This is a genomic window from Dethiosulfovibrio faecalis (assembly GCF_021568795.1).
GTDB classification, from domain to species: Bacteria; Synergistota; Synergistia; order Synergistales; family Dethiosulfovibrionaceae; genus Dethiosulfovibrio; species Dethiosulfovibrio faecalis.
Window position 1 is genome coordinate 41,283 of sequence record NZ_JAKGUE010000006.1, and the last position, 18,941, is coordinate 60,223.

Here is an 18,941-nt window from a genome sequence, read left to right on the forward strand (position 1 = left end):
TCCTGTACATGTGGCGATGGGGATGTCTTACCCCTCATCCACCCATAATAGTGGATAACATCGGTGAAGGCAGACAGATGGAGGCTATCGACACGATTGAAGCGATGGAAGGTCTGGCGAAAAAGCTCTCGAATAACTTGCCGGATGCGATCTTGATCCTATCGCCCCACTCGTTCTCGTTCAGGGGATTGACCATATCGACCGGATCTACCTATGAAGGAGACATGGGAGGATTCGGCCATCCTGAGATCTCGATGAACCTGGACGGAAATCTAGAGGCCGTCGAAGAACTGGTCTCGTTCCTAGACGGGAAGATACCCATACGTACGTACCACAACAAAATTACCCCTCTCGACCACGGAGCATTCGTCCCCTTATGGTTTTTCAGAAAGAGATGGACCAGTATGCCCTCTGTGGTTCTGGCAAATCCTATAGGACTGACTCGGGAAGAGGCCTACGAGATGGGAAAAGCTCTTTCGACTATGACGGGAAAAAGAAGCTGGGGATTGGTAGCAAGCGGCGACCTCTCTCACCGTCTGACGCCGGACGCTCCTGCGGGTTACTCCCCGGACGGCAGAATACTGGACGAACGTATCGTCGAATCCCTTATAAAGGGAAAAACCGATCCCGTAGATCGGTTGGACCCAGAGACCATATCGCGAGCGGGGGAATGCGGCCTCCGTTCCGCCATGGCCCTCATAGGACTTATAGGAGCCCCTATGGACGTTATCTCATACGAAGGTCCCTACGGCGTCGGCTACTGCATCGCATTGGGAACGGTCGATAAACCGAAATCCGGTACGACGAAAACTCACCCTGCGGTAAAATTGGCAAGATCCGTCCTCGAGAACTTTCTCGACGGGAAAAACAGGAAAACAAACGAAACGACGAACAAGGAACTATCGCGACCAAGGGCTTGTTTTGTGTCGCTCAAAAAGAGAGGACAGTTGAGAGGATGTATCGGAACCCTCTCTCCCGTGAGAGCTTCCCTGGCGGAGGAAATAGAGTCCAACGCCATAGCCGCCGCCACATCGGACCCGAGGTTTCCCCCGGTCACCTCGAAAGAACTCAAAGAGATAACCATATCGGTGGACATACTCTCCGAACCCGAAAGTGTCGCGGATAAAGAGCAGCTGGACCCGAGAATCTACGGCGTCATAGTCTCCAAGGGTTCCAGACGGGGGGTTCTGCTTCCGGACCTCGAAGGAGTGGACTCAATCGAAGATCAACTATCCATAGCCGCGGCCAAGGCCGGATTGGCATACACCGACGACCTGGATATAAAGAGGTTTACCGTCGAGAGGCACGGGGAATCCGATGAAGACTGAGGCTCTATGGTGGCATCCAGAGGGGGATGGCATCATATGCGATCTATGTCCTCACAGCTGTTTCCTGAAACCCGGCGACAGCGGGTTCTGCTCCGTCAGAAAAAATGAGGGGGGGGTACTGATGACGCTGAACTACGGAGAGACCTCCTCCGTAGCGATCGATCCAGTGGAGAAAAAACCCCTGTTCCACTGGCACCCGGGAGAACCTATACTCTCTCTGGGAAGCGTGGGGTGCTCCATGAACTGCCCGTTCTGTCAGAACTGGCGACTCACTAGGTTTGACGGTGCCCCCCTTACGACCGATATGTCTCCCTCCGACATATCGAACCTGACGGACCGAAGCGGGACCGACCTGGTGGCCTTCACCTACAACGAACCGCTTGTCTCTTACGAGTTCCTCATCGACGTCCTGCCCATGCTTAGGGAAAAGGGCAAGAAAACGGTCCTGGTCACCAACGGACAGATCGCCCCAGCCCCCTTGGAACCCCTCCTGCCATCGATCGACTGCGCCAACGTGGACCTTAAGGCCTTCGACAAGAGCACGTACACCAAGATGGGGGGAAGTCTCGATGCGACGAAATCCACTATAGAAACCATCCACGGAAGGGGAATACACCTGGAGATCTCCTGGCTGGTGGTTCCCGGTATTTCCGACGATCTGGAAGAATTCGAGAGAATGCTTCTATGGTTGAACCACCTTGACCCGGCCATTCCCCTTCATATAAACCGGTACTACCCAGCTCACAGATGGGACGCCCTTCCTACAGACGAAAGGCTGATGGACCGGATGGCAGACCTGGCCTCCTCGGAACTCATGAGGGTCTATCAGGGAAACAGGGGCCTTGGCTCCATCACCAGATGCCTGAGCTGCGGAGCGCCTCTGGTCACGAGGGCGGGCTATCGGGTCGACGCGATGGGGCTACTTGAGGACGGACGATGTTCCGAATGCGGTGCCCAGTCGGACATAATCGTTCACTAGGCTTGACCTTACCCTTAGGGGAAGGTCTAACATTCTGTATAAATGGGAGGGCGCTGTATGAGCTACAAAATGACCATAGGAGAGTTTTCCAGGTTGAGCCGGCTGTCGAAAAAAGCCCTCAGGATATATGACGAGCAAGGATTGCTTAACCCCGTCTCGGTGGATCCCATGACCGGATACCGATATTACGCTCCTATACAGGTAGTCGAATCGGAGCGAATAAGGGTCCTGAGACTTCTCGACATGCCGCTGGACGAGATCCGGGGATTTCTGGCCGAGAGAAACCCCGAGGTTCTAGCCGAAAGACTCGACAACTACCGGGGAAGACTTGAAAGAAAGGTATCCTCCATGAGGAGGACGCTGGACATGCTGGACCAACTTACCATGAAAAAGGAGGAGATTTTCGTGGACTACAAGGTTATAGTCAGGGAAATGGAGGAAATGATCGTGATATCCAAGAGACTCATGACGGCTCTTCCAAGAATAGGGGAGGATATGATGGCCGCTTATGGGGAAGTGTGCTCCTATATGGACTCCCTCGGGTTACCGACCGAAGGCGTAGGAGTGGCTCTCTACCACTGCAAGGAATTCGACCCGGAACACATGGACGTGGAGGTGGCCATGACGACGGACCGGATCGTGGAGACCGCCCAGCCCTTCAAGTGCAGAAAACTAGAGGGGTGCACCGCGGCGAGCGTCCTTCACTGCGGACCCTACGAGGGAATTCAGACGGCCTACGGAGCACTGTACGACTGGATAGGAGAGAACGGCTACGAGAAGACGGGGCCGGATCGGGAGATATACCTGAATTGCCCCGATACGGTGCCGTCTCCTGCGGATCTCCGAACGGAAATAGCCGTTCCTGTGATAAAAAAAGCCTAACCACCGAGAAGCATACAGGCCCTCGGCAGCGCCCTCTCCAACACCCTTATCGCCGTCTTCAGCTCGCCGATCGAAAGCCTCTCGTCCGGACCGTGATCCAGTCCTGAATCTCCCGGACCGTAGGCCGCCATCGGAACTCCCCACGGGGCCACCACGTTGAAGTCGGCGGTTCCCCCCTTGGCAAGTAGCCTGGGAGATAATCCCTCCTCCCTGACGGAGGTGGATAAGGCCCTTACCACGGGATCCCTCCTGTCGGACATATGGGCCGACACCGATTGTCGTACCGACATATCCACCGCTCTGGCAGAGCAGATCTCTTGAAAACTCCGAGCAAGCGACGATGGATCGGCTCCCAATGGAAGACGAACGTCAAGGTCTATAGAGGCACACCTTTCACCTTTCTCCACCCCATACATGGAGGCCACGGCGGCTGAATATCTTCGAATGATCGGACCATCCTCGTCCATCGACTCGACCATCCTGAGGATCTCCGACGCCGACGAAAGGGTCTCGGTGAGAGGACCGGAGCCTCCGCTCCTATGGGCTCCTCCGTCGAAGGCCTCCAGGCTGAGGAAGAGGCAACCCCGGTAGGCCAACGTAACGCCGTCCCCTCCGGAGGGCTCTCCTATGATGCAGCCCATAGGAGCTTTTCTGCTATCCATTACGTATCTGGCACCTCTGGAGTCCCTTTCCTCTCCGACCGCGGCGATCAACGTGTACCGCCAACCGTCTGGAACGATGGCCCGACCTCCTGCCAAGGAGAACGACGCCAGAGGCCCCTTGGCATCGACCGACCCCCTCCCCCACAGGACATCCCCTTCTACCTCGGTTTTCGGACCTCCAGGCACTGTGTCTATATGCCCCATCATCAACAGCTCCCTGGGACCGGCCCCTCTGGACGCTACGACGTTGCCTACCTCGTCCCGTACCACCGACTCCCAGCCCAATGCAGGAAGTCGAGAGGAGAGAAGGACACAGCAACTCTCTTCATCTCCGCTCTCGCTTCTGCACTCGACCAACTCCCTGAGAAAGCCTCCGTCACCTTCGATCCAACTCACGGCAGACCTCCTCCAAAGCATGGACGACTTCGTCGAAATGGCTCCTCTCCGCCACGAACGGAGGCAGAAAGCGGAGCACCTTGGGACCGGCGGGAAGCGCCAGGACCCCTCGGTCCTGAAGCATTCTGACAAACTCGGTGGAACGCCTGGCCGTCTCGACCCCCACTAAAAGCCCCAGTCCCCGAACATCTCTGAGTTGAGGGGAATCTATGCCCTTGAGAGCCTCCATAAAACCGACTCCCTTGGTCTCGGCCTGAAGGGGATATTTTCGTTCCTCCAGAAGATTCCAGGCGGCCAATCCGACCGCCGAGATGAAGGGATTGCCACCGTATGTCGTGCCATGTCCCCCGGAGGGGAAATCCCCGACCGATCCCTTCCATATTGTCGCCCCGGCGGGAAGACCTCCCGCCAACCCCTTAGCGAGACACACGACGTCCGGATCTAGCCCCACCAAGGTAGAGGCCAAGACGGAACCGCAACGCCCCCATCCGGACTGAATCTCGTCCGCCACGAGCAGAACCCCGTTTTCCTTGCATAGATCGCTCAGAGCCCTGCCGTAATCGGGGTCCATCGGGTAGACTCCTCCTTCACCCTGGACCGGCTCGACGAAGACCGCCGCCGTCCTTTGATCGACGGAGTCCAGAAGCTCCTCGGCGGAAAGATGCTCCACCGGAAGCAGTGATGACATCCAGGGTTTTCTGTACTTGGGGTTGAAGGTCAGTCCCAGGGCCCCCAACGTCCTACCGTGGAAACCCATCTTCAAGGCCAATATCCTGGGCCTGTCCGAATGGGCCAGCACCAGCTTCAAGGCCGCCTCGACTGCCTCGGTTCCGCTGTTGCACATAAAAACCCGTCCATCGGGGAGCAGGGACCTCAGAACCGACAGAAAACGGTCCCTGGAATGGGAGTCGATCCCGAGCCCTATCGACCAGGGACTTCGAGAGGCACTTTCAACCGCGGCGATCAAATCTGGATGACAGTGCCCGAAAAGAGACGATCCGTGACCGGCCATGAAATCCACATACCTCTTGCCCCCATCGTCGAAGAGTTCCGCCCCCTTGCCGGAGGCCATCCTCAACCCTCTTCCGCCGTACAGGCCCGACATACGGTCGTCCCCCTTCCCTCCAAAGCTCCGGACAAAGGAGATTCTACCCGGCTGTCCGATAGGATTACCTTGTCCACTCCGCCCTCCAGAGCCTCCTGGACTGCGACCATTTTTCTCTTCATGTTGCCCTTCGACAGGGACATCAACTCCTCCAAGGTTCCCGAGCGCATCAAAGACGAGGGGTCTTCGACGTCCTTGAGAACCCCCGGAACGTTGCTCAGTATCACGAGAACGGAAGCTCCCAAAGACGCAGCGGCAAGAGCGGCTAAACGATCGCCATCCACGTTCAGCAGACCTCCGTCATCCTCGTCCACCGCCAAAGGGGGCATCACCGGTATCGCCTGGGCTCTCCAGGCGGCCTCAACGGCATCGCCGAAGAACCGTCTTACCGAACCGCTCCTGTTCCCCCTCAACACCATTACTCGACCGTCCTCCACGCTTCTCAAGGCGTCCTTCGCCTTTGCAGTGGCACCGAAACCATCGCTGGGCCACACGGGACAAGCGGGGGTTCCCATGGACCAGAGGGACGAGATCAAATCAATGGAGACGGAAGAACAGGCTCCCTCGAAAAGCGCCATCTCCCTCTTACCGGTGAAACGGCTCCTGAATCCGCTTGGGCTGTACACGTACTTGGGTTCTATGCCCGACGACAGACACAGTTCCTCCATCTTTCCGCTACCTCCGTGAACGAGCAACCATTTTTCTCCCAAGGCCGCCCGTTCGGAAAGCTCCCGCAGAAGCGGCGTAGGGTCGTTCCCCCTGGCACCACCGATCTTGACAACTCCTTTGAAGTTCAACCGCATCGCCTCCTAGGCGGGATAGAGGGGCGATGTAAGCAACCCCGTCGTCTCGTCGAGCCCCAACATCAGGTTGGCCGCCTGAACCGCCGTTCCGGAGGCTCCCTTCATCAGGTTGTCCAGAGCGGACACGATCAGGAGCCTCCGGCCGTCCTCGTGGAGAACGAATCCCACCGAAGCGGAGTTGCTGCCCAACACGAATCTGGGATCGGGAAGACGAAGATGGCTGGGTCTGGCGGGACAAAGGGACCAAAAGGGATGTCCTTCGACCGCCTTTCTGTAGGCCTTCCACAAAACCGCTTCCTTGATCGGTTCGGTCAGAGAAACCTGAGCCAACATCTGGACTCCTCTTACCATCTCGACGGCGGTCATGGTCATGGAAAGCCTTTCCTCCGGCAATCCGGTCTCCTGGATAACCTCCGCCAGGTGTCTGTGCCTGAAGGGCTCGAACACTCTCATGGTCCTGGTCCTATAGGGATGATGAGAACCCTTGCTGGGAGATGCCCCGGCCTCGGAGGAACCGACCCTCATCTCCATTCGAACCGACTCGACGAGACCTGTGGAGGCCAGAGGGGCCAGGCCGAGAATTGCACATGACGCATTGCATCCTACGCCGCTGGCCAGGGACGCCCCGACCAAATCCTCTCTATGCAACTCGGGAAGACCGTACACGGCTTCCTGAAGGTACTCGGGAGCCCCGTGCTCCAACCCATACCACCGAAAGTAATCCGCAGGATCCTTGAGCCTGAAATCTCCGGACAGATCGACGACAGGTATACCCTTCTCGCGATAGTCGACCGCAATTCTCCAGGCCCCTCCGTGAGGCAGTGCAAGAAAAACCAAGTCGCTCTTAAGCTTCAGCGCCTCCTCCGGAGACGAGTAGACCATGTCGGGATAGCAGCCTCTAAGATGAGGATGGTCGTGCCAGACCGTCTTTCCAGGAGACCTTCTGGACACGGCAGCGACCACAGTAATCCCGTCGTGACCGGAGAGAATCCTCAAAAGCTCTCCTCCGGCCATTCCGCTGGCCCCCCATACGATCACCTCGAACATATCAGAGGCTCCTTTCCATAAGTGAGATGCAGTGATCCACCAACATCCCGGCGACGTCCACCTCGGTACCCTCGACCGACCCATGAAACTCGGCCTGCCCGTTGACCTCGTTTACCGACCATCCCTGATCGTCGTGAAACAGATCCACGGCCAAAAGATCACCTTTGAACACGTCGTGGACCTTTTTCAGCACATCCGCCATGGTTTGATCGATCTCCATTCCCTCTACGTCTCCGCCTCTTGCGGTGTTCGTTATCCAGTGAGGGCTCTTTCGCTTAATAGCCGTTATAGGCTTTCCTCCCAACACCAGAGCCCTGACATCGTATCCATCCTTTTCTACGTATTCCTGAATGAAGAAAGTCTGATGCTGAGGACCCATGAAGGACTTATGTTCCACTACAGTCTCAGCCGAATCCACGTCGTTGACCTTGGAAAGAAGCCTGCCCCAGCTGCCGACGGGAGGCTTGAAAACTACGGGAAACCCCATGGATTCCGATGTCTTCACCGCTTCCTCCGGAGAGAAAGCCACTGAATAGCGAGGTTGTCTTAAACCGGCCATATCGAGAAGTCCGGCGGTAAAGATCTTATCGCCACAGGCCTCAATGACCGAAGAACGGTTGACCGTACGGATACCTCGAGATTCTAGAAGGCGTGCGATCGCGAGGTTGTGGGCCTGAGAGACGCAACGGCAGAGGACGACGTCGTTCTCACCGACCTTAAGTCCATGCGGCCAGGAGACTCCTCTCAAATCCACAAAATTGCACCGCACTCCCGTTTTATCCGCCGCCTTTTTGAGAAGTTTCTCCTCCGTTCTCAGACGGCTGTACAGAATCCAAAGCTCGTGCATAGGCTATTCGCCCCAGTCCTCCTGGATCTCAGGAGCCTCCTCCACCTTGAGAGGATCCAGACTCACCAGTTCGAGCTCCGTTCCACAGTCGTCGCATATAAGCAATTCACCTATCATGGCATCGTCGGGAAGAGCCACGCTGCCTTCGCACACTACGCAAGATACCTTCATCCTAGTTTCCTCCTTCTGAGAAATATAAAATATTGTTTAGCATGGCAGGTATGATACACTCCAGGCAATGCACTGTCAAGCACTAAGACCTAATAAAAGAAACTTATGTTTCTTGAATCGACACCCACGAGGTAGACAAAAGGCCCCCATCCGCCCATTGAAAGAGCGAATGGAGGCCCAATTCAATCCGCACCGACAAGCGGATCATCAACCTCTAGATTTATTTTTGGATTTAGCTAACTTTCGAGCGTTCTTTATCCCTCCGACCTCTTTGTACATGGAGGCGTTTTTCTCCGCCTCTATCTGTTTGGAATTCAAACCTTCATATCTTGCCTCTCTCTTCAGCTTCATGTAACTGGCAAGTCGATCGGGAGAAAGAGAACCTTCGTCCATGGCCCTACGAACGGCACATCCCGGCTCTCCGTTATGACTACAGTCTCTAAATCTACACTTTACGGCCAGATCCTCCACGTCCTCGAAAGCCCTTGAAAGATCTAGACCCTCTATGCCAAGCTCCCTCATCCCAGGGGTATCTATCACGATACCTCCACCGGGCAAGACCACCAAATCCCGTCTGGTCGTAGTATGTCTGCCCTTATGGTCTCCTCTTAAACCCCGAGTCCGGAGGAGTTCGCTACCGGCCAACCCGTTTATCAAGGTGGACTTCCCCACTCCCGACGATCCTATCAAGGCTACGGTCTTGCCTGGTGCCATATATCCCTTCACCGATTCGAGGCCCTCCTCGGTCAATCCGGACGAGACCAAAACATCGCAGCCGCATACGATCGATCTCAAATCGGAAAGCCTGCCTGATAGATCTTCACAGAGATCCGCCTTGGTCAACACGACCACTGGAATCGCTCCGCTATCCCAGGCGACGCCCAGATAGCGCTCAAGGCGTCTCAGGTTATAGTCGTTGTTCAGGGACATACACACGAATACGATATCGATATTCGAGGCCACTACCTGCTCCTGATTGGACGTTCCGGCAGCTCTTCTTATGAAGACGCTCTTTCTTGTCAATACGGCGTGGATAATTCCGTTTCCGGCGTCGTCGTTATCACGATCGACCATGACGAAATCCCCCACCGCCGGGTAATCTCTCTGAGATCTAACCTCGAAGCGGAACTTCCCGGAGACTTCTCCCTTGATATCTCCTCTTTTCATGACTACTCTGTAAAGATCCCTGTATTGCGATGTCACTCTACCTACGAAAAGCCCCGGGTAATTCGACGCTTCCTCTATCAGGCTCGAGGTGAGCCCCAATTCTTTCATATCTATTTTCATATTTGCTACCTCCTCGGATTCAATCTGAAAGGAGGCGAATAGGTTTCTATATTTTATTCACCTCCTTAGACAGAACAATCTCCATGGTTTTATTGTCAAACATAAAGACAACCTCTCCTTGTTTTTAGTTTTAGCCTGTCCCTGTACACAGCAGAAGCATATCAATAGGCCAGACAAAAAACATCATAGCATATCAAGGGGCCTCACAGACAAAGAAAAGGAGAAACTCGAGGATAAACTCGAGCCCCTCCTGAAAGAGCGCATGACTTTCAACCAATCACAGAGAATCTCTAAAGGGCATCTCTAAAAACGCTACTCCTCGGAGAGGTCGCTCCGACGGAGCCCGTTCGAGCCCATATTTCCGACCTGCCGTCGTGTAGTACCAATGGGGCGATAGGACGTCGCCCCAAGCCGAGGGGCACAGGACGTGCCCTCCGAGGCGGTCCGTACAAAACAGGCCGGTCGGAAATATGTTTGGGCGAGACAGGGCGAAGTCGGAACGATCTCTCCGAGGAGACTCGGATGTGGGTTTTTAAAGGTACCCTACAGTATTCCCCTATTGTCTCCGTATCTGTTCAGGCTTTCCTCTGGCAAGAAATCGTCTTCGATCTCCCTTATACGGTCAAGCCTTACCACGTCGGCGAACTCGGCAAAGTCCATGGACAGGGACACCTTGGAGTCGGACAACCCGTTCTTTCTCACATCGGACATGACGTCCAGCATGGCCTTAGCCCCTGCGAAAAGGGGGGTAACAGGATACATTAGATACTTGAACCCCATCTGCTCGGCCATGGAAGGACTTACGAGAGGTGTTCGGCCTCCCTCCACCAGGTTCAGCATCAGGGGAACAGGGACCTCCTCTACCGCCCTCTCCATCTGATCCAACGATTCCAAGGCCTCAACGAAGACCATGTCCACACCGAGATCGGCCGCCCTTTTGGCACGACTAAGCGCATCCTCGAGGCCATTGACCGCCACGGCATCGGTCCTGTAGACGATCAGAGTAGATCTATCCTCCTGGTCTCGGGCCGACATAGCCGCCCGAAGCTTGCCCATCATCTCATCCTCCAAGATGACCGCCTTTCCGGACATATGCCCGCATCGCTTCGGTATAACCTGATCCTCCACGAACAGCCCGGCCGCTCCGGCCCAGATGTACTCTCTAACGGTCCTGTCCACGTTTACGGCGTTGCCGAAACCGTTGTCTCCGTCTCCTATTACCGGTATATCGACCGCATGGACCATCCTATAAAGCTGATCCCTCATCTCACCGAAACTGAGGAGTCCGACGTCCGGTTTGGCAAGGAGAGAGGCCGCAGTTCCATAGCCGGTATGCTGTAAGACCTCGAAACCGGCTATCTCGCAGATACGGGCGCTCAATGCATCGAACACCCCGGGGGCTACTATGATACCGGGACGTTCCAGCCTCTCTCTGAGCCTTTTTCCCATCCCCAAGACTCTCTCACCTCTCGCAGGAAAGGCTGCTGCACCCGGCCCTGTAGGAGGACATGTGGCTGTTCACCGGAAGCCCCATGGTCTTCATTCTATCGGCTACGGCAAGGACTCTTTCCAGATCCACTCCACTGGCGATACCTACACGGTCGAAGAAATTTACCATGTCCTCGGTGGCAGAATTTCCCGCCGCGCCCGGTGCGAAGGGACATCCTCCGAGACCGCCGGTAGCCGAGTCGAAACGGTAAAACCCCATCTCCATAGCGGCCATAGTGTTGACCATGGCCATGCCGTGGGTATCGTGGAGGTGAAGAAAGAAGGGATAGTCACCGAAGACCTTTTTTATCTGCGACAGAGTCGAACTCAGATAGACCGGATCACAGGTGCCTATAGTATCGGCAAGGGTGACAGACCCCACTCCGATCTCCATAGCCTTCTCGACTATATCCACTACGGCATCAGGAGAGATAGCCCCCTCGAAGGGACACTGAAAGGAGGTAGCCACCGAAAGTCCGAGCTCCACATCTCCGCAGAGGGACTTGACCTCTTTCAACTCGGCCAACGACTCCTCTATGGTCCTCCTGGTGTTTGCCCTGTTGTGAGAGGCGCTGGCGGAGAGCACGAAGTTCAGCGAGTCAGGAGAGACCTTAAGTGCGTTCTCGGCTCCTCTCACGTTGGGAACTAAAACGACGGACTTTACCTTTCCACTCCATCTCTCGTTGAAATGGGTCATGACCTCCGAGGCATCTGACATCTGAGGTATGGCCTTGGGACTCACGAAGGAGGTGACCTCCATAACGGATAGGCCGGTCTCGGCCATAGCGTCGATCAAGGAGATCTTGTCCTCCGTGGCTATCCTGTCCTTCAGGCTTTGGAAGCCGTCTCTCGGACAGACCTCCCTTATCTCCACCCTGCACGGTAGGCTTCCTCTGGTCATCACATAACCCCCTCGGAACGGAGCAACTGGAGATCCGTATCGCCTATTCCAAGCATTTCGCCAAACACCTCCCGATTGTGTTCTCCGAGGGTCGGGGATGCGGTCCTTATACCGGCGGGCGTCCCTGAAAGCTTTATGTGATTGCCTGTCAGGGTAGTCTTTCCAGCAACCGGATGCTCTACAGGCACGAACATCTCCCTATCTCCCGCAATGTGAGGATCGCTGGTCACCTGGTCGATGGACATTATCGGAGCACAGGGTATCCCCGCCTGATCGATCAGCCGACAGGCGTCCTCCACCGTGTGTTTTTTGGTCCACTCCTCGACTACTGGTTTTATCTCCTCATGACGCGCCACCCTGTCCCGAACCCTCAAATATCTGGAATCCTCCGCCAGATCGGGGCGTTCCATGACCTCGCACAGACTATGCCACAGCTTGTCGTTAGCGGCTCCTATTACCAAACCTCCGTCCATAGCCTTGAAGGAATCGTAGGGATAGGTCGATTCGTAGCGGTTTCCGATCCTCTGGGGAACCCTTCCCTCAACGAGATAAATCATGTTTATTATCTCCAGGCTGGCAACTGCAGAGTCTACCAGGGCGACATCCACCTTCTGTCCCATACCGGTCATCTCCCTGGAGTTTACCGCCGCCAGAATCCCTATGGCGCAGGAAAGCCCAGCCAGTACGTCTCCCATGGCGGTTCCGGTTCTCGTGGGCTCCCCTCCGGGCCATCCGGTAGTGCTCATGAGACCGCTCATGGCCTGAGCTATTATGTCGTAGCCCGGTTTCATCTTATAGGGACCGGTGTGACCGAATCCGGAGACCGCGGCATATATTATTCTGTCGTTGACCTTCCTTAGCTCGTCGTATCCAAGGCCTAGTTTCTCCATGGTTCCGGGACGATAATTTTCGACCACGAGATCGGCTTTCTTCACCATATTCAGGAATATCTTCTTGCCTTTCTCGGACTTAAGATTTAGGGTGACACCCCGTTTGTTGCGGTTCAGGTTCATGTAGTAGGCGCTTTCGCCGTTTACGAACGGCCCCATCTGTCTGGTATCGTCCCCCGTATCGGGACGCTCTATCTTGACGACGTCGGCCCCCATATCGGCCAGCAACATGGTACAGAAAGGACCAGCCAAGACCCTGGTAAGATCTAGAACCACCAAATTGGACAAGGCTCCTTTATTCAAAACCGTCACATCTCCTTTTCAGCGAACAACTTTATATCGGCAGCGGACTTTCTCCCCACTCGCAAAGGGGGGTCAGTGCATCACGGAAGGCAACCAGGTACTTAAAGACGGGAAAGCCATTACCACGACGAGCATAAAGACCAGAAGCAGCATGAAGGGCAGCACGCCGGAGATGATCTCTCCCATCGTTATATCCTTTCGCAACCCGTTTATTACGTAGAGGTTCATCCCTACCGGCGGGGTTATCAGGGCCATGGTCATGTTCACCGTCAATATGATGGCATACCATATGGGATCTATATGAAGAGCCATCAGAATAGGTGTGACCAGAGGCATGGTCAACAGGACGATGGACACAGTCTCCAGCACCATGCCCAGAATTATCATCAGGAAGTTCATCGCGATGATGAACATCATCGGAGAAAGGTTGTTCTCTATGATCAGCTCAGTAAGCTTTTGGGGGATCATAAGCAAGGTCATAACCCTGCCGAACAATATGGCTCCGGCTATAACCATGGCTATCATGCAGGATGTTCCAAGGGCCTTCATGCAGATAGAGGGAATATCCTTGAACTTGATGGTCCTGTATATAACCAGCGTTATGAAGAGACTGTAGACCAGACCTACCGCAGCGGCCTCGGTCGGGGTAAATGCTCCGGAATAAATTCCGCCTACCACCAATATGGGCAATATGATGCCCCATATGTTTCTGGCCGTTATGGAAAGACGTTCTTTCCAGGAAGCCTTAGGCATAGGTGTAAAACCGCCGTTTTTGCTTTTTATCACCGAATAGACCACGAATATTGCCGTCAGTATCAACCCCGGGATTATTCCGGCGATAAACAACTTGCCTACCGACTCCTCCGTGATGGCACCATAGAGTATGAGAGGTATGCTGGGAGGAATGAGGATACCAAGGGTTCCCCCAGCCGCCAACAAACCGAGGGTGAATTTTTTATCGTAGCCCCTGTCCAGCATGGCCGGGTAGGCAACCATCCCTATGGTAGCCGCTGTGGCGGCGCTGGATCCGGTTATTGCGGCGAAGAAGGCACAGGCGAGTATGGTCGCGATGGCCAATCCTCCAGGAAGATGTCTAACCCAGGCGTTCATAACCTCGAAGAGGTCGTCCCCTATCCGCCCGTCCAAAAGGACCTGACTCATGAGCACGAAGAGAGGAATCGACAAAAGCACGAACCCCTCCAGAGAGGTGAATATCGACTGAGACAGGATCTTCATGGGAAGATCGTATATCAAGGTCAGCAACACCGATGTAGCTCCCAGGGAAAAGGCTACCGGCATCCCCATGAAAAGTACCACCAATAAAAGCAGGATCACGAACATGAAGGAACCCATCAGTGATTTACCTCCTGAACCGAATCTCTCTCGCCGCTCCTTATGAAAGCGATCTCCTCTATTATCAGGACGACGAACTGAAGAGCGAGCAAGGTGAACCCGAGAAACAGCGCGGATTGAGGAATCCAGAGGGGTACGTGCAGAGGCGTGGGAGAGTGTTTCTGGTACTTGACCGCACTCTCTATCATGTTCCATCCCTGGACGGCTATCTCCGAACAGAACAGAGCTCCGAAAAAGCTTGTGATAACTTTAAGCTTGCTCTGAGCCTTGGGAGAAAGCTTGACGGTGAGAAGATCGATGTTGACGTGTTTGCCCCTCTGAAGGGCGTAGGAAGCTCCGCCGAACATGCACCACATGAAGATATAGACCGAGACTTCCTGGGTCCATATGGTCGGAGAGTTGAAGAAATATCTCCGCACGACCTCGTAGAATAGGATCAAGCCCATAACCAAAGTCCCTATTCCGCAAAGCCAACCCATCGCGGCACTGAGACCGTTGATCGTCTTTTTATATAATGTGATCATCACAAATCCCTCCAAAGGATACTTCGAAATAAGGCGGGAAGAGAGCTTCCCGCCTTACCTCCAAACAACCACCTAATTCGATCCCAAGGCGATCTCGACGAGCTTTTTACAGAGAGGGGTCTTTTTCATGAATCCGGATCTTACCGGCTCGGTAGCCTCTATAAAGGCATCTCTCTGGTCGGCGTTTAATACGGTAATCTCCAGTCCAGCATCGGCTATGACCTTCTGAGCGTCTTTCTCCGACTGGGCTATCTGTCCGCGAAGCCATTCCTCTGCCTCGACGCCGGCCTTTTTGAGCATCTCCTTTTCCTCGTCGCCGAGCTTGTCCCACCATTCCAGGTTACACTGGACTACGAACTGAGCCGTCGTGTAGTTACACACGGTGAGGTAGTTCTGGACCTCGAAGATCTTTCTGGAAACCGCCGCGGGCATGCCGGTAGTAGCTCCGTCCACCGTCTTACGCTGGAGGGCCATATACATCTCGGAAGAGCTCATAACAACCGGAGTTCCTCCTAGGGCGGAGACAGTCTCGGCCGTTCCGTTGCTGAAGGTCCTTATCTTGAGTCCCTCGAAATCGGCGGGAGCCATAAGGGGCCGTTTGCTGTTGAAAAACTGTACGAAGCCATAATCGGCCCAGAATAGATCGGTAACGCCTTTTTTATTGAACTCCTCGTTCAGCAGTTCTCCAGCTCCTGCCTCTATGAATTTTTTTATAGAGTCGAGCTCCTTGAATACGAAGGGCATCTCGAAAACGTCGGTAGCGGGGATCATGCCGGACCATTTATTTACCGGAACTAGGGCTATAGGTACCAGGTTCTCCTGAAGAGCTTCGACAACCTCGGTATCCTTGAAGAGCTGGGCCGAATGGAAAACCTTTACCGTCGTCTTGCCTCCGGAATATTCCTCTACCTTATCGGCAAAGAAATCCAATGCCTTTGATATGTGATGTGAAGGCGGCAGCTGGTTGGACAGTTTTATCTCATCCGCGACCGCGGACGATACGGGCATAGCTAGAATAACCGCGGTGACTGCGAGACACAGGGTCGTACGTATCCGTGCATTCATAGTATTACCTCCGTCGAAATAACGTCCACAAAACCTCAGACCTAGGGCGCAATTTGTTTATCCTTTCACCCCCTTTTTTTTGCTAAGAACCGTATTTCTACGGGAGAAATAACTGTATCTGCGGTCGACGGTCAGTTTTTCCAGATCTCCAGCTGCGAGGTTTTCCACTATGGAATAATGGAGTCTAACCAGATCCGCTAAAGTCTCCGCTTCCTCCAATTCTCTGAGGAGGGCCAGATGAAGTTGACAGTAAAGGGTCTCGAGAACCTTGGCGGTCCATACCCTTCCGGAAAGCTCTGCGAGAGACCTGTGAAAATCGAGGTCCTTATCGCAGAAGGCCTTTATCTTTTCCTCTCGACCTCCATCTCCTTCGCAGATCTCCAACAGCTTTTCCAGTTTCCCCTCGAAAGACTCTTTCACCTCCGAGGTGAAAAGGTCCTTATCGATTATGTCCCTGAAGACCAGCTCCTCCAGCACCACCCTCATCTCGTAGAGTTCATCCAGCTCTTCCTTTGAGAAGAGCCTGACCTTGACGCCCTTTCTGGGCATGGAGACTACCAACCCCATCATCTCCATCTGCTTCAAGGCCTCTCTGACCGGGGCTCTGCTAACCCCTAGACGTTCGGCGATCTCCGCCTCTCTTATAAAGACCTCGTCTTTAAATTCGTCCGAGACGACGACCTCTCTCCTGAGATAATCGAACATCTGACTGCTCAAGGTCACGTATTTCAAAGATTCCGCTACCATATCGAGCCTCCTAGTATTCCGTATCCCGTCGACCAGATGATTAAAGTATATTCACATCCATCGATCTGTCAAGCCCCAAAAACCGACATCTATTAATTATCAAAAAAGAGGACGAGTCCAGCCGGACCCGTCCTCTTTTTTTCCTTATGCACCGTCATTTCCGTGGATCGTCCTCTAAGGCATCCTCGATCTCCTCTGGATGGAGCAGAAGATGTCTCACCAGATGGGATCTGCTCACTATGCCGACAAGCTGGCCGTCCCGTAAAACCGGAGCTATCTTTATGTTTTCCTTTATGACTCTGTTTGCCACGTAAAAATCGCTGTCGTCTTCGTTGAACGTTATCACGTTCTCCTTCATGTACTTACTCACCGGATCGTCGGCTATATCCCTCAGGCGGGAACTGAACTGACCGTAATCGGGAAGGAAGGAGGAATCGTGAAGCATATGGACATAGCCCGGAAGAGCGGCCTTTATTATGTCCTTTTCGCTTATGAAACCTATCACCCTGTTCTCCTCATCCAAAACGGGAAGCCCCGAGGCATTGTGATGATAGAGGACCTCTATTGCCTCCGAAACGGGACAATCCTCCGACAGGGCGGTCAGGTCCCTGTCCACCAGCTCTCCTACCTTCATGGTACCCCCTCCTACTAGGAGCGAAAGCCCCTTTTATAAATATACTCTCCCTCAGGCCCTTTCTCAATAAGTGACCACGTTTCTATACGTTATGAAGAGGAATAAGCTGGCCACGACGAGGGAGATGAGGACCGTCTTTATCCCTACCACAAAAAAAGAACCGAAGGAAATGTGAAATCCGCTTCTGCTGGCGAAATCGGCCATAACCGCGTTTGCGGCAGCACCTAGATAACTGCCGTTGCCTCCTAGACAAGAGCCCAGCGCCAAGGACCAAAAAAGTGGATCCGGAGGCATTCCGGCACTCTTGGCCATCTCGCTCACTACGTGTACGAACATGGCGGAAAAGGCCACGTTGTTTATGAAGACACAGGACAAGCCCGAGATCCAGAGTATACCCAGTATCATAGCCATAGGGCTGTAGCTCAACAGGTCGGTCAATATCTCCGCCAAAGACAGGATAACCCCGTTTTCCTGGAGTCCTCCGACGAGTATGAAAAGAGACACGAAGTAAACTATTGTAGGCCACTCCACCTCCTGATGAACTATCTCGCCATCGTCCAGATGGGACGTGGCAAGGAGAACCCCTGCCGCGAACAGAGCCACGACCGAGGCGTTGAGTCCCAGATGATGATGGAACAGAAAACCCAAGAGGACCATGAACATGACGAATCCAGATCGTACCATCAGTTTTTTGTCCTTTATGAGCTTGGACTCATCGACCTCCTTCAGACGATTCGTAGCTGCGGGATCGGGGCTCAGATCCTTTCTGTAGTGAAAACAGAGAAAGACCATCGAGATCAACCATACGACTGTGACCACAGGACTCAGATGGAGCAGAAAATCGTTGAAGGAAAACCCTGCATATGATCCTACTATCATGTTCGGAGGATCACCTATCAGGGTAGCAGTGCCTCCGATATTGGACGCTATGACCTCGCTCATCAAAAGAGGCAGAGGGTTCATTTTTATCAGATCCGCCAAGGAAACCACCACGGGGCTGACCAGAAGGACCGTCGTGACGTTGTCGAGAAATGCGGACAAGACCGCCGTTATGAGGGAGATGGACAGCAATATCAAGATTCCGTTTCCCTTGGTGATCTTGATGGCTTTGACGGCTATATACTGAAAGAGCCCGGTCTTGGACAGTATACCGACCACTATCATCATACCGACCAAGAGGCCCACGGTGTTGGAATCTATATACTGACTGGCAGCCGAACCGGGGACCAGACGAAACAACATCATGGCCGAGGCACCTAGAAGAGTGGCAGTGCTGGCTTTCATCCATCCTCGAGCTATCGACAGGATCGTAACGGCAAACAGAACCACCGCTATCCAAGCCTTTAACTCCATAGATAACTCCCCCTTTTTCACGATAGGAACGATTTGAAAGTATACGCCCCAAATGAAAAACCTTCAAGGAAAAGCAAGAAACACGAACGATGGGAGTTTTAAAGGACAAAAACCTCGAAAATCATGGAGATAAAGCCTAAAGATGGTAACATGAGGACCAACCTACAGAACAAGGA

19 protein-coding genes are annotated in these 18,941 nt (G+C 53.9%); 3 read left to right on the forward strand and 16 right to left on the reverse strand.

The window, feature by feature from the left end; all coding sequences use genetic code 11:
• The first annotated feature begins 8 nt into the window (after positions 1 to 8).
• From amrA to L2W58_RS06270, 3 genes are read left to right on the forward strand one after another with little or no spacing between them, the layout of a single operon-like run.
• Positions 9 to 1,328, forward strand: a complete 1,320-nt coding sequence (amrA, locus tag L2W58_RS06260; RefSeq protein WP_236102496.1) for an AmmeMemoRadiSam system protein A — start codon at positions 9 to 11, stop codon at positions 1,326 to 1,328.
• A complete protein-coding gene (gene amrS, locus L2W58_RS06265; protein WP_236102497.1) occupies positions 1,318 to 2,307 on the forward strand; it encodes an AmmeMemoRadiSam system radical SAM enzyme in 990 nt (329 codons plus the stop codon). The genes amrA and amrS overlap by 11 nt, the downstream gene beginning before the upstream one ends.
• Positions 2,308 to 2,364: 57 nt before the next feature.
• Positions 2,365 to 3,189 (forward strand): MerR family transcriptional regulator, encoded by an 825-nt coding sequence (locus L2W58_RS06270; protein ID WP_236102498.1) that lies wholly within the window; start codon positions 2,365 to 2,367, stop codon positions 3,187 to 3,189.
• On the opposite strand, the gene L2W58_RS06275 is transcribed toward L2W58_RS06270, so the two are convergent.
• The 16 genes from L2W58_RS06275 to L2W58_RS06350 form a co-directional block, all read right to left on the reverse strand.
• A complete protein-coding gene (locus tag L2W58_RS06275) occupies positions 3,186 to 4,247 on the reverse strand; it encodes a M20/M25/M40 family metallo-hydrolase (protein WP_236102499.1) in 1,062 nt (353 codons plus the stop codon). The genes L2W58_RS06270 and L2W58_RS06275 overlap by 4 nt on opposite strands.
• Positions 4,228 to 5,352, reverse strand: a complete 1,125-nt coding sequence (locus L2W58_RS06280; protein WP_236102500.1) for an aspartate aminotransferase family protein — start codon at positions 5,350 to 5,352, stop codon at positions 4,228 to 4,230. The genes L2W58_RS06275 and L2W58_RS06280 overlap by 20 nt, the downstream gene beginning before the upstream one ends.
• On the reverse strand, positions 5,322 to 6,149 hold the full coding sequence (locus L2W58_RS06285; protein ID WP_236102501.1) for an amino acid kinase family protein: 828 nt from the start codon (positions 6,147 to 6,149) through the stop codon (positions 5,322 to 5,324). The genes L2W58_RS06280 and L2W58_RS06285 overlap by 31 nt, the downstream gene beginning before the upstream one ends.
• Positions 6,150 to 6,161: 12 nt before the next feature.
• On the reverse strand, positions 6,162 to 7,202 hold the full coding sequence (gene argC, locus L2W58_RS06290; RefSeq protein WP_236102502.1) for an N-acetyl-gamma-glutamyl-phosphate reductase: 1,041 nt from the start codon (positions 7,200 to 7,202) through the stop codon (positions 6,162 to 6,164).
• A 1-nt stretch (position 7,203) separates the two neighbouring features.
• Positions 7,204 to 8,049 carry a lysine biosynthesis protein LysX gene (lysX, locus tag L2W58_RS06295; RefSeq protein ID WP_236102503.1) on the reverse strand — a complete coding sequence of 282 codons (846 nt, stop codon included), beginning with the start codon at positions 8,047 to 8,049 and terminating at the stop codon, positions 7,204 to 7,206.
• A 3-nt stretch (positions 8,050 to 8,052) separates the two neighbouring features.
• Positions 8,053 to 8,220 carry a lysine biosynthesis protein LysW gene (gene lysW / locus L2W58_RS06300; RefSeq protein ID WP_005661171.1) on the reverse strand — a complete coding sequence of 56 codons (168 nt, stop codon included), beginning with the start codon at positions 8,218 to 8,220 and terminating at the stop codon, positions 8,053 to 8,055.
• A gap of 207 nt (positions 8,221 to 8,427) precedes the next feature.
• Positions 8,428 to 9,507 carry a ribosome small subunit-dependent GTPase A gene (rsgA, locus tag L2W58_RS06305; protein WP_236102504.1) on the reverse strand — a complete coding sequence of 360 codons (1,080 nt, stop codon included), beginning with the start codon at positions 9,505 to 9,507 and terminating at the stop codon, positions 8,428 to 8,430.
• 543 nt (positions 9,508 to 10,050) lie between these two features.
• Positions 10,051 to 10,956, reverse strand: coding sequence for an isocitrate lyase/PEP mutase family protein (locus L2W58_RS06310; protein ID WP_236102560.1), 906 nt, complete (start codon positions 10,954 to 10,956; stop codon positions 10,051 to 10,053).
• A 13-nt stretch (positions 10,957 to 10,969) separates the two neighbouring features.
• The gene (locus tag L2W58_RS06315) at positions 10,970 to 11,896 is read right to left on the reverse strand and encodes a hydroxymethylglutaryl-CoA lyase (RefSeq protein ID WP_236102505.1); all 927 of its coding nucleotides are present in this window, start codon (positions 11,894 to 11,896) and stop codon (positions 10,970 to 10,972) included.
• On the reverse strand, positions 11,896 to 13,089 hold the full coding sequence (locus L2W58_RS06320) for a CaiB/BaiF CoA transferase family protein (protein ID WP_255700422.1): 1,194 nt from the start codon (positions 13,087 to 13,089) through the stop codon (positions 11,896 to 11,898). The genes L2W58_RS06315 and L2W58_RS06320 overlap by 1 nt, the downstream gene beginning before the upstream one ends.
• 72 nt (positions 13,090 to 13,161) lie before the next feature.
• Entirely contained in the window at positions 13,162 to 14,442 is a 1,281-nt protein-coding gene (locus tag L2W58_RS06325) for a TRAP transporter large permease (protein WP_236099664.1), read from the reverse strand.
• Positions 14,442 to 14,966, reverse strand: a complete 525-nt coding sequence (locus L2W58_RS06330) for a TRAP transporter small permease subunit (protein WP_236102507.1) — start codon at positions 14,964 to 14,966, stop codon at positions 14,442 to 14,444. The genes L2W58_RS06325 and L2W58_RS06330 overlap by 1 nt, the downstream gene beginning before the upstream one ends.
• 72 nt (positions 14,967 to 15,038) lie before the next feature.
• On the reverse strand, positions 15,039 to 16,031 hold the full coding sequence (locus L2W58_RS06335; RefSeq protein WP_236102508.1) for a DctP family TRAP transporter solute-binding subunit: 993 nt from the start codon (positions 16,029 to 16,031) through the stop codon (positions 15,039 to 15,041).
• A gap of 57 nt (positions 16,032 to 16,088) precedes the next feature.
• Entirely contained in the window at positions 16,089 to 16,778 is a 690-nt protein-coding gene (locus L2W58_RS06340; RefSeq protein WP_236102509.1) for a GntR family transcriptional regulator, read from the reverse strand.
• Positions 16,779 to 16,932: 154 nt separating this feature from the next.
• Positions 16,933 to 17,412 carry a CBS domain-containing protein gene (locus L2W58_RS06345; RefSeq protein WP_236102510.1) on the reverse strand — a complete coding sequence of 160 codons (480 nt, stop codon included), beginning with the start codon at positions 17,410 to 17,412 and terminating at the stop codon, positions 16,933 to 16,935.
• A gap of 63 nt (positions 17,413 to 17,475) precedes the next feature.
• Complete coding sequence (locus L2W58_RS06350; RefSeq protein WP_236102511.1) at positions 17,476 to 18,765, reverse strand: ArsB/NhaD family transporter; 1,290 nt, start codon at positions 18,763 to 18,765, stop codon at positions 17,476 to 17,478.
• Between the last annotated feature and the right edge of the window lie 176 nt (positions 18,766 to 18,941).

Excerpts from the sequence above, each read along its gene's own strand:
- amrA (WP_236102496.1), top strand. The coding sequence starts at position 9 with ATGTGGCGATGGGGATGTCTTACCCCTCATCCACCCATAATAGTGGAT.
- amrS (WP_236102497.1), top strand. The coding sequence starts at position 1,318 with ATGAAGACTGAGGCTCTATGGTGGCATCCAGAGGGGGATGGCATCATA.
- L2W58_RS06270 (WP_236102498.1), top strand. The coding sequence starts at position 2,365 with ATGAGCTACAAAATGACCATAGGAGAGTTTTCCAGGTTGAGCCGGCTG.
- L2W58_RS06280 (WP_236102500.1), bottom strand. The coding sequence starts at position 5,352 with ATGTCGGGCCTGTACGGCGGAAGAGGGTTGAGGATGGCCTCCGGCAAG.
- argC (WP_236102502.1), bottom strand. The coding sequence starts at position 7,202 with ATGTTCGAGGTGATCGTATGGGGGGCCAGCGGAATGGCCGGAGGAGAG.
- lysX (WP_236102503.1), bottom strand. The coding sequence starts at position 8,049 with ATGCACGAGCTTTGGATTCTGTACAGCCGTCTGAGAACGGAGGAGAAA.
- lysW (WP_005661171.1), bottom strand. The coding sequence starts at position 8,220 with ATGAAGGTATCTTGCGTAGTGTGCGAAGGCAGCGTGGCTCTTCCCGAC.
- rsgA (WP_236102504.1), bottom strand. The coding sequence starts at position 9,507 with ATGAAAATAGATATGAAAGAATTGGGGCTCACCTCGAGCCTGATAGAG.
- L2W58_RS06310 (WP_236102560.1), bottom strand. The coding sequence starts at position 10,956 with ATGGGAAAAAGGCTCAGAGAGAGGCTGGAACGTCCCGGTATCATAGTA.
- L2W58_RS06315 (WP_236102505.1), bottom strand. The coding sequence starts at position 11,896 with ATGACCAGAGGAAGCCTACCGTGCAGGGTGGAGATAAGGGAGGTCTGT.
- L2W58_RS06325 (WP_236099664.1), bottom strand. The coding sequence starts at position 14,442 with ATGGGTTCCTTCATGTTCGTGATCCTGCTTTTATTGGTGGTACTTTTC.
- L2W58_RS06330 (WP_236102507.1), bottom strand. The coding sequence starts at position 14,966 with ATGATCACATTATATAAAAAGACGATCAACGGTCTCAGTGCCGCGATG.
- L2W58_RS06335 (WP_236102508.1), bottom strand. The coding sequence starts at position 16,031 with ATGAATGCACGGATACGTACGACCCTGTGTCTCGCAGTCACCGCGGTT.
- L2W58_RS06340 (WP_236102509.1), bottom strand. The coding sequence starts at position 16,778 with ATGGTAGCGGAATCTTTGAAATACGTGACCTTGAGCAGTCAGATGTTC.
- L2W58_RS06345 (WP_236102510.1), bottom strand. The coding sequence starts at position 17,412 with ATGAAGGTAGGAGAGCTGGTGGACAGGGACCTGACCGCCCTGTCGGAG.
- L2W58_RS06350 (WP_236102511.1), bottom strand. The coding sequence starts at position 18,765 with ATGGAGTTAAAGGCTTGGATAGCGGTGGTTCTGTTTGCCGTTACGATC.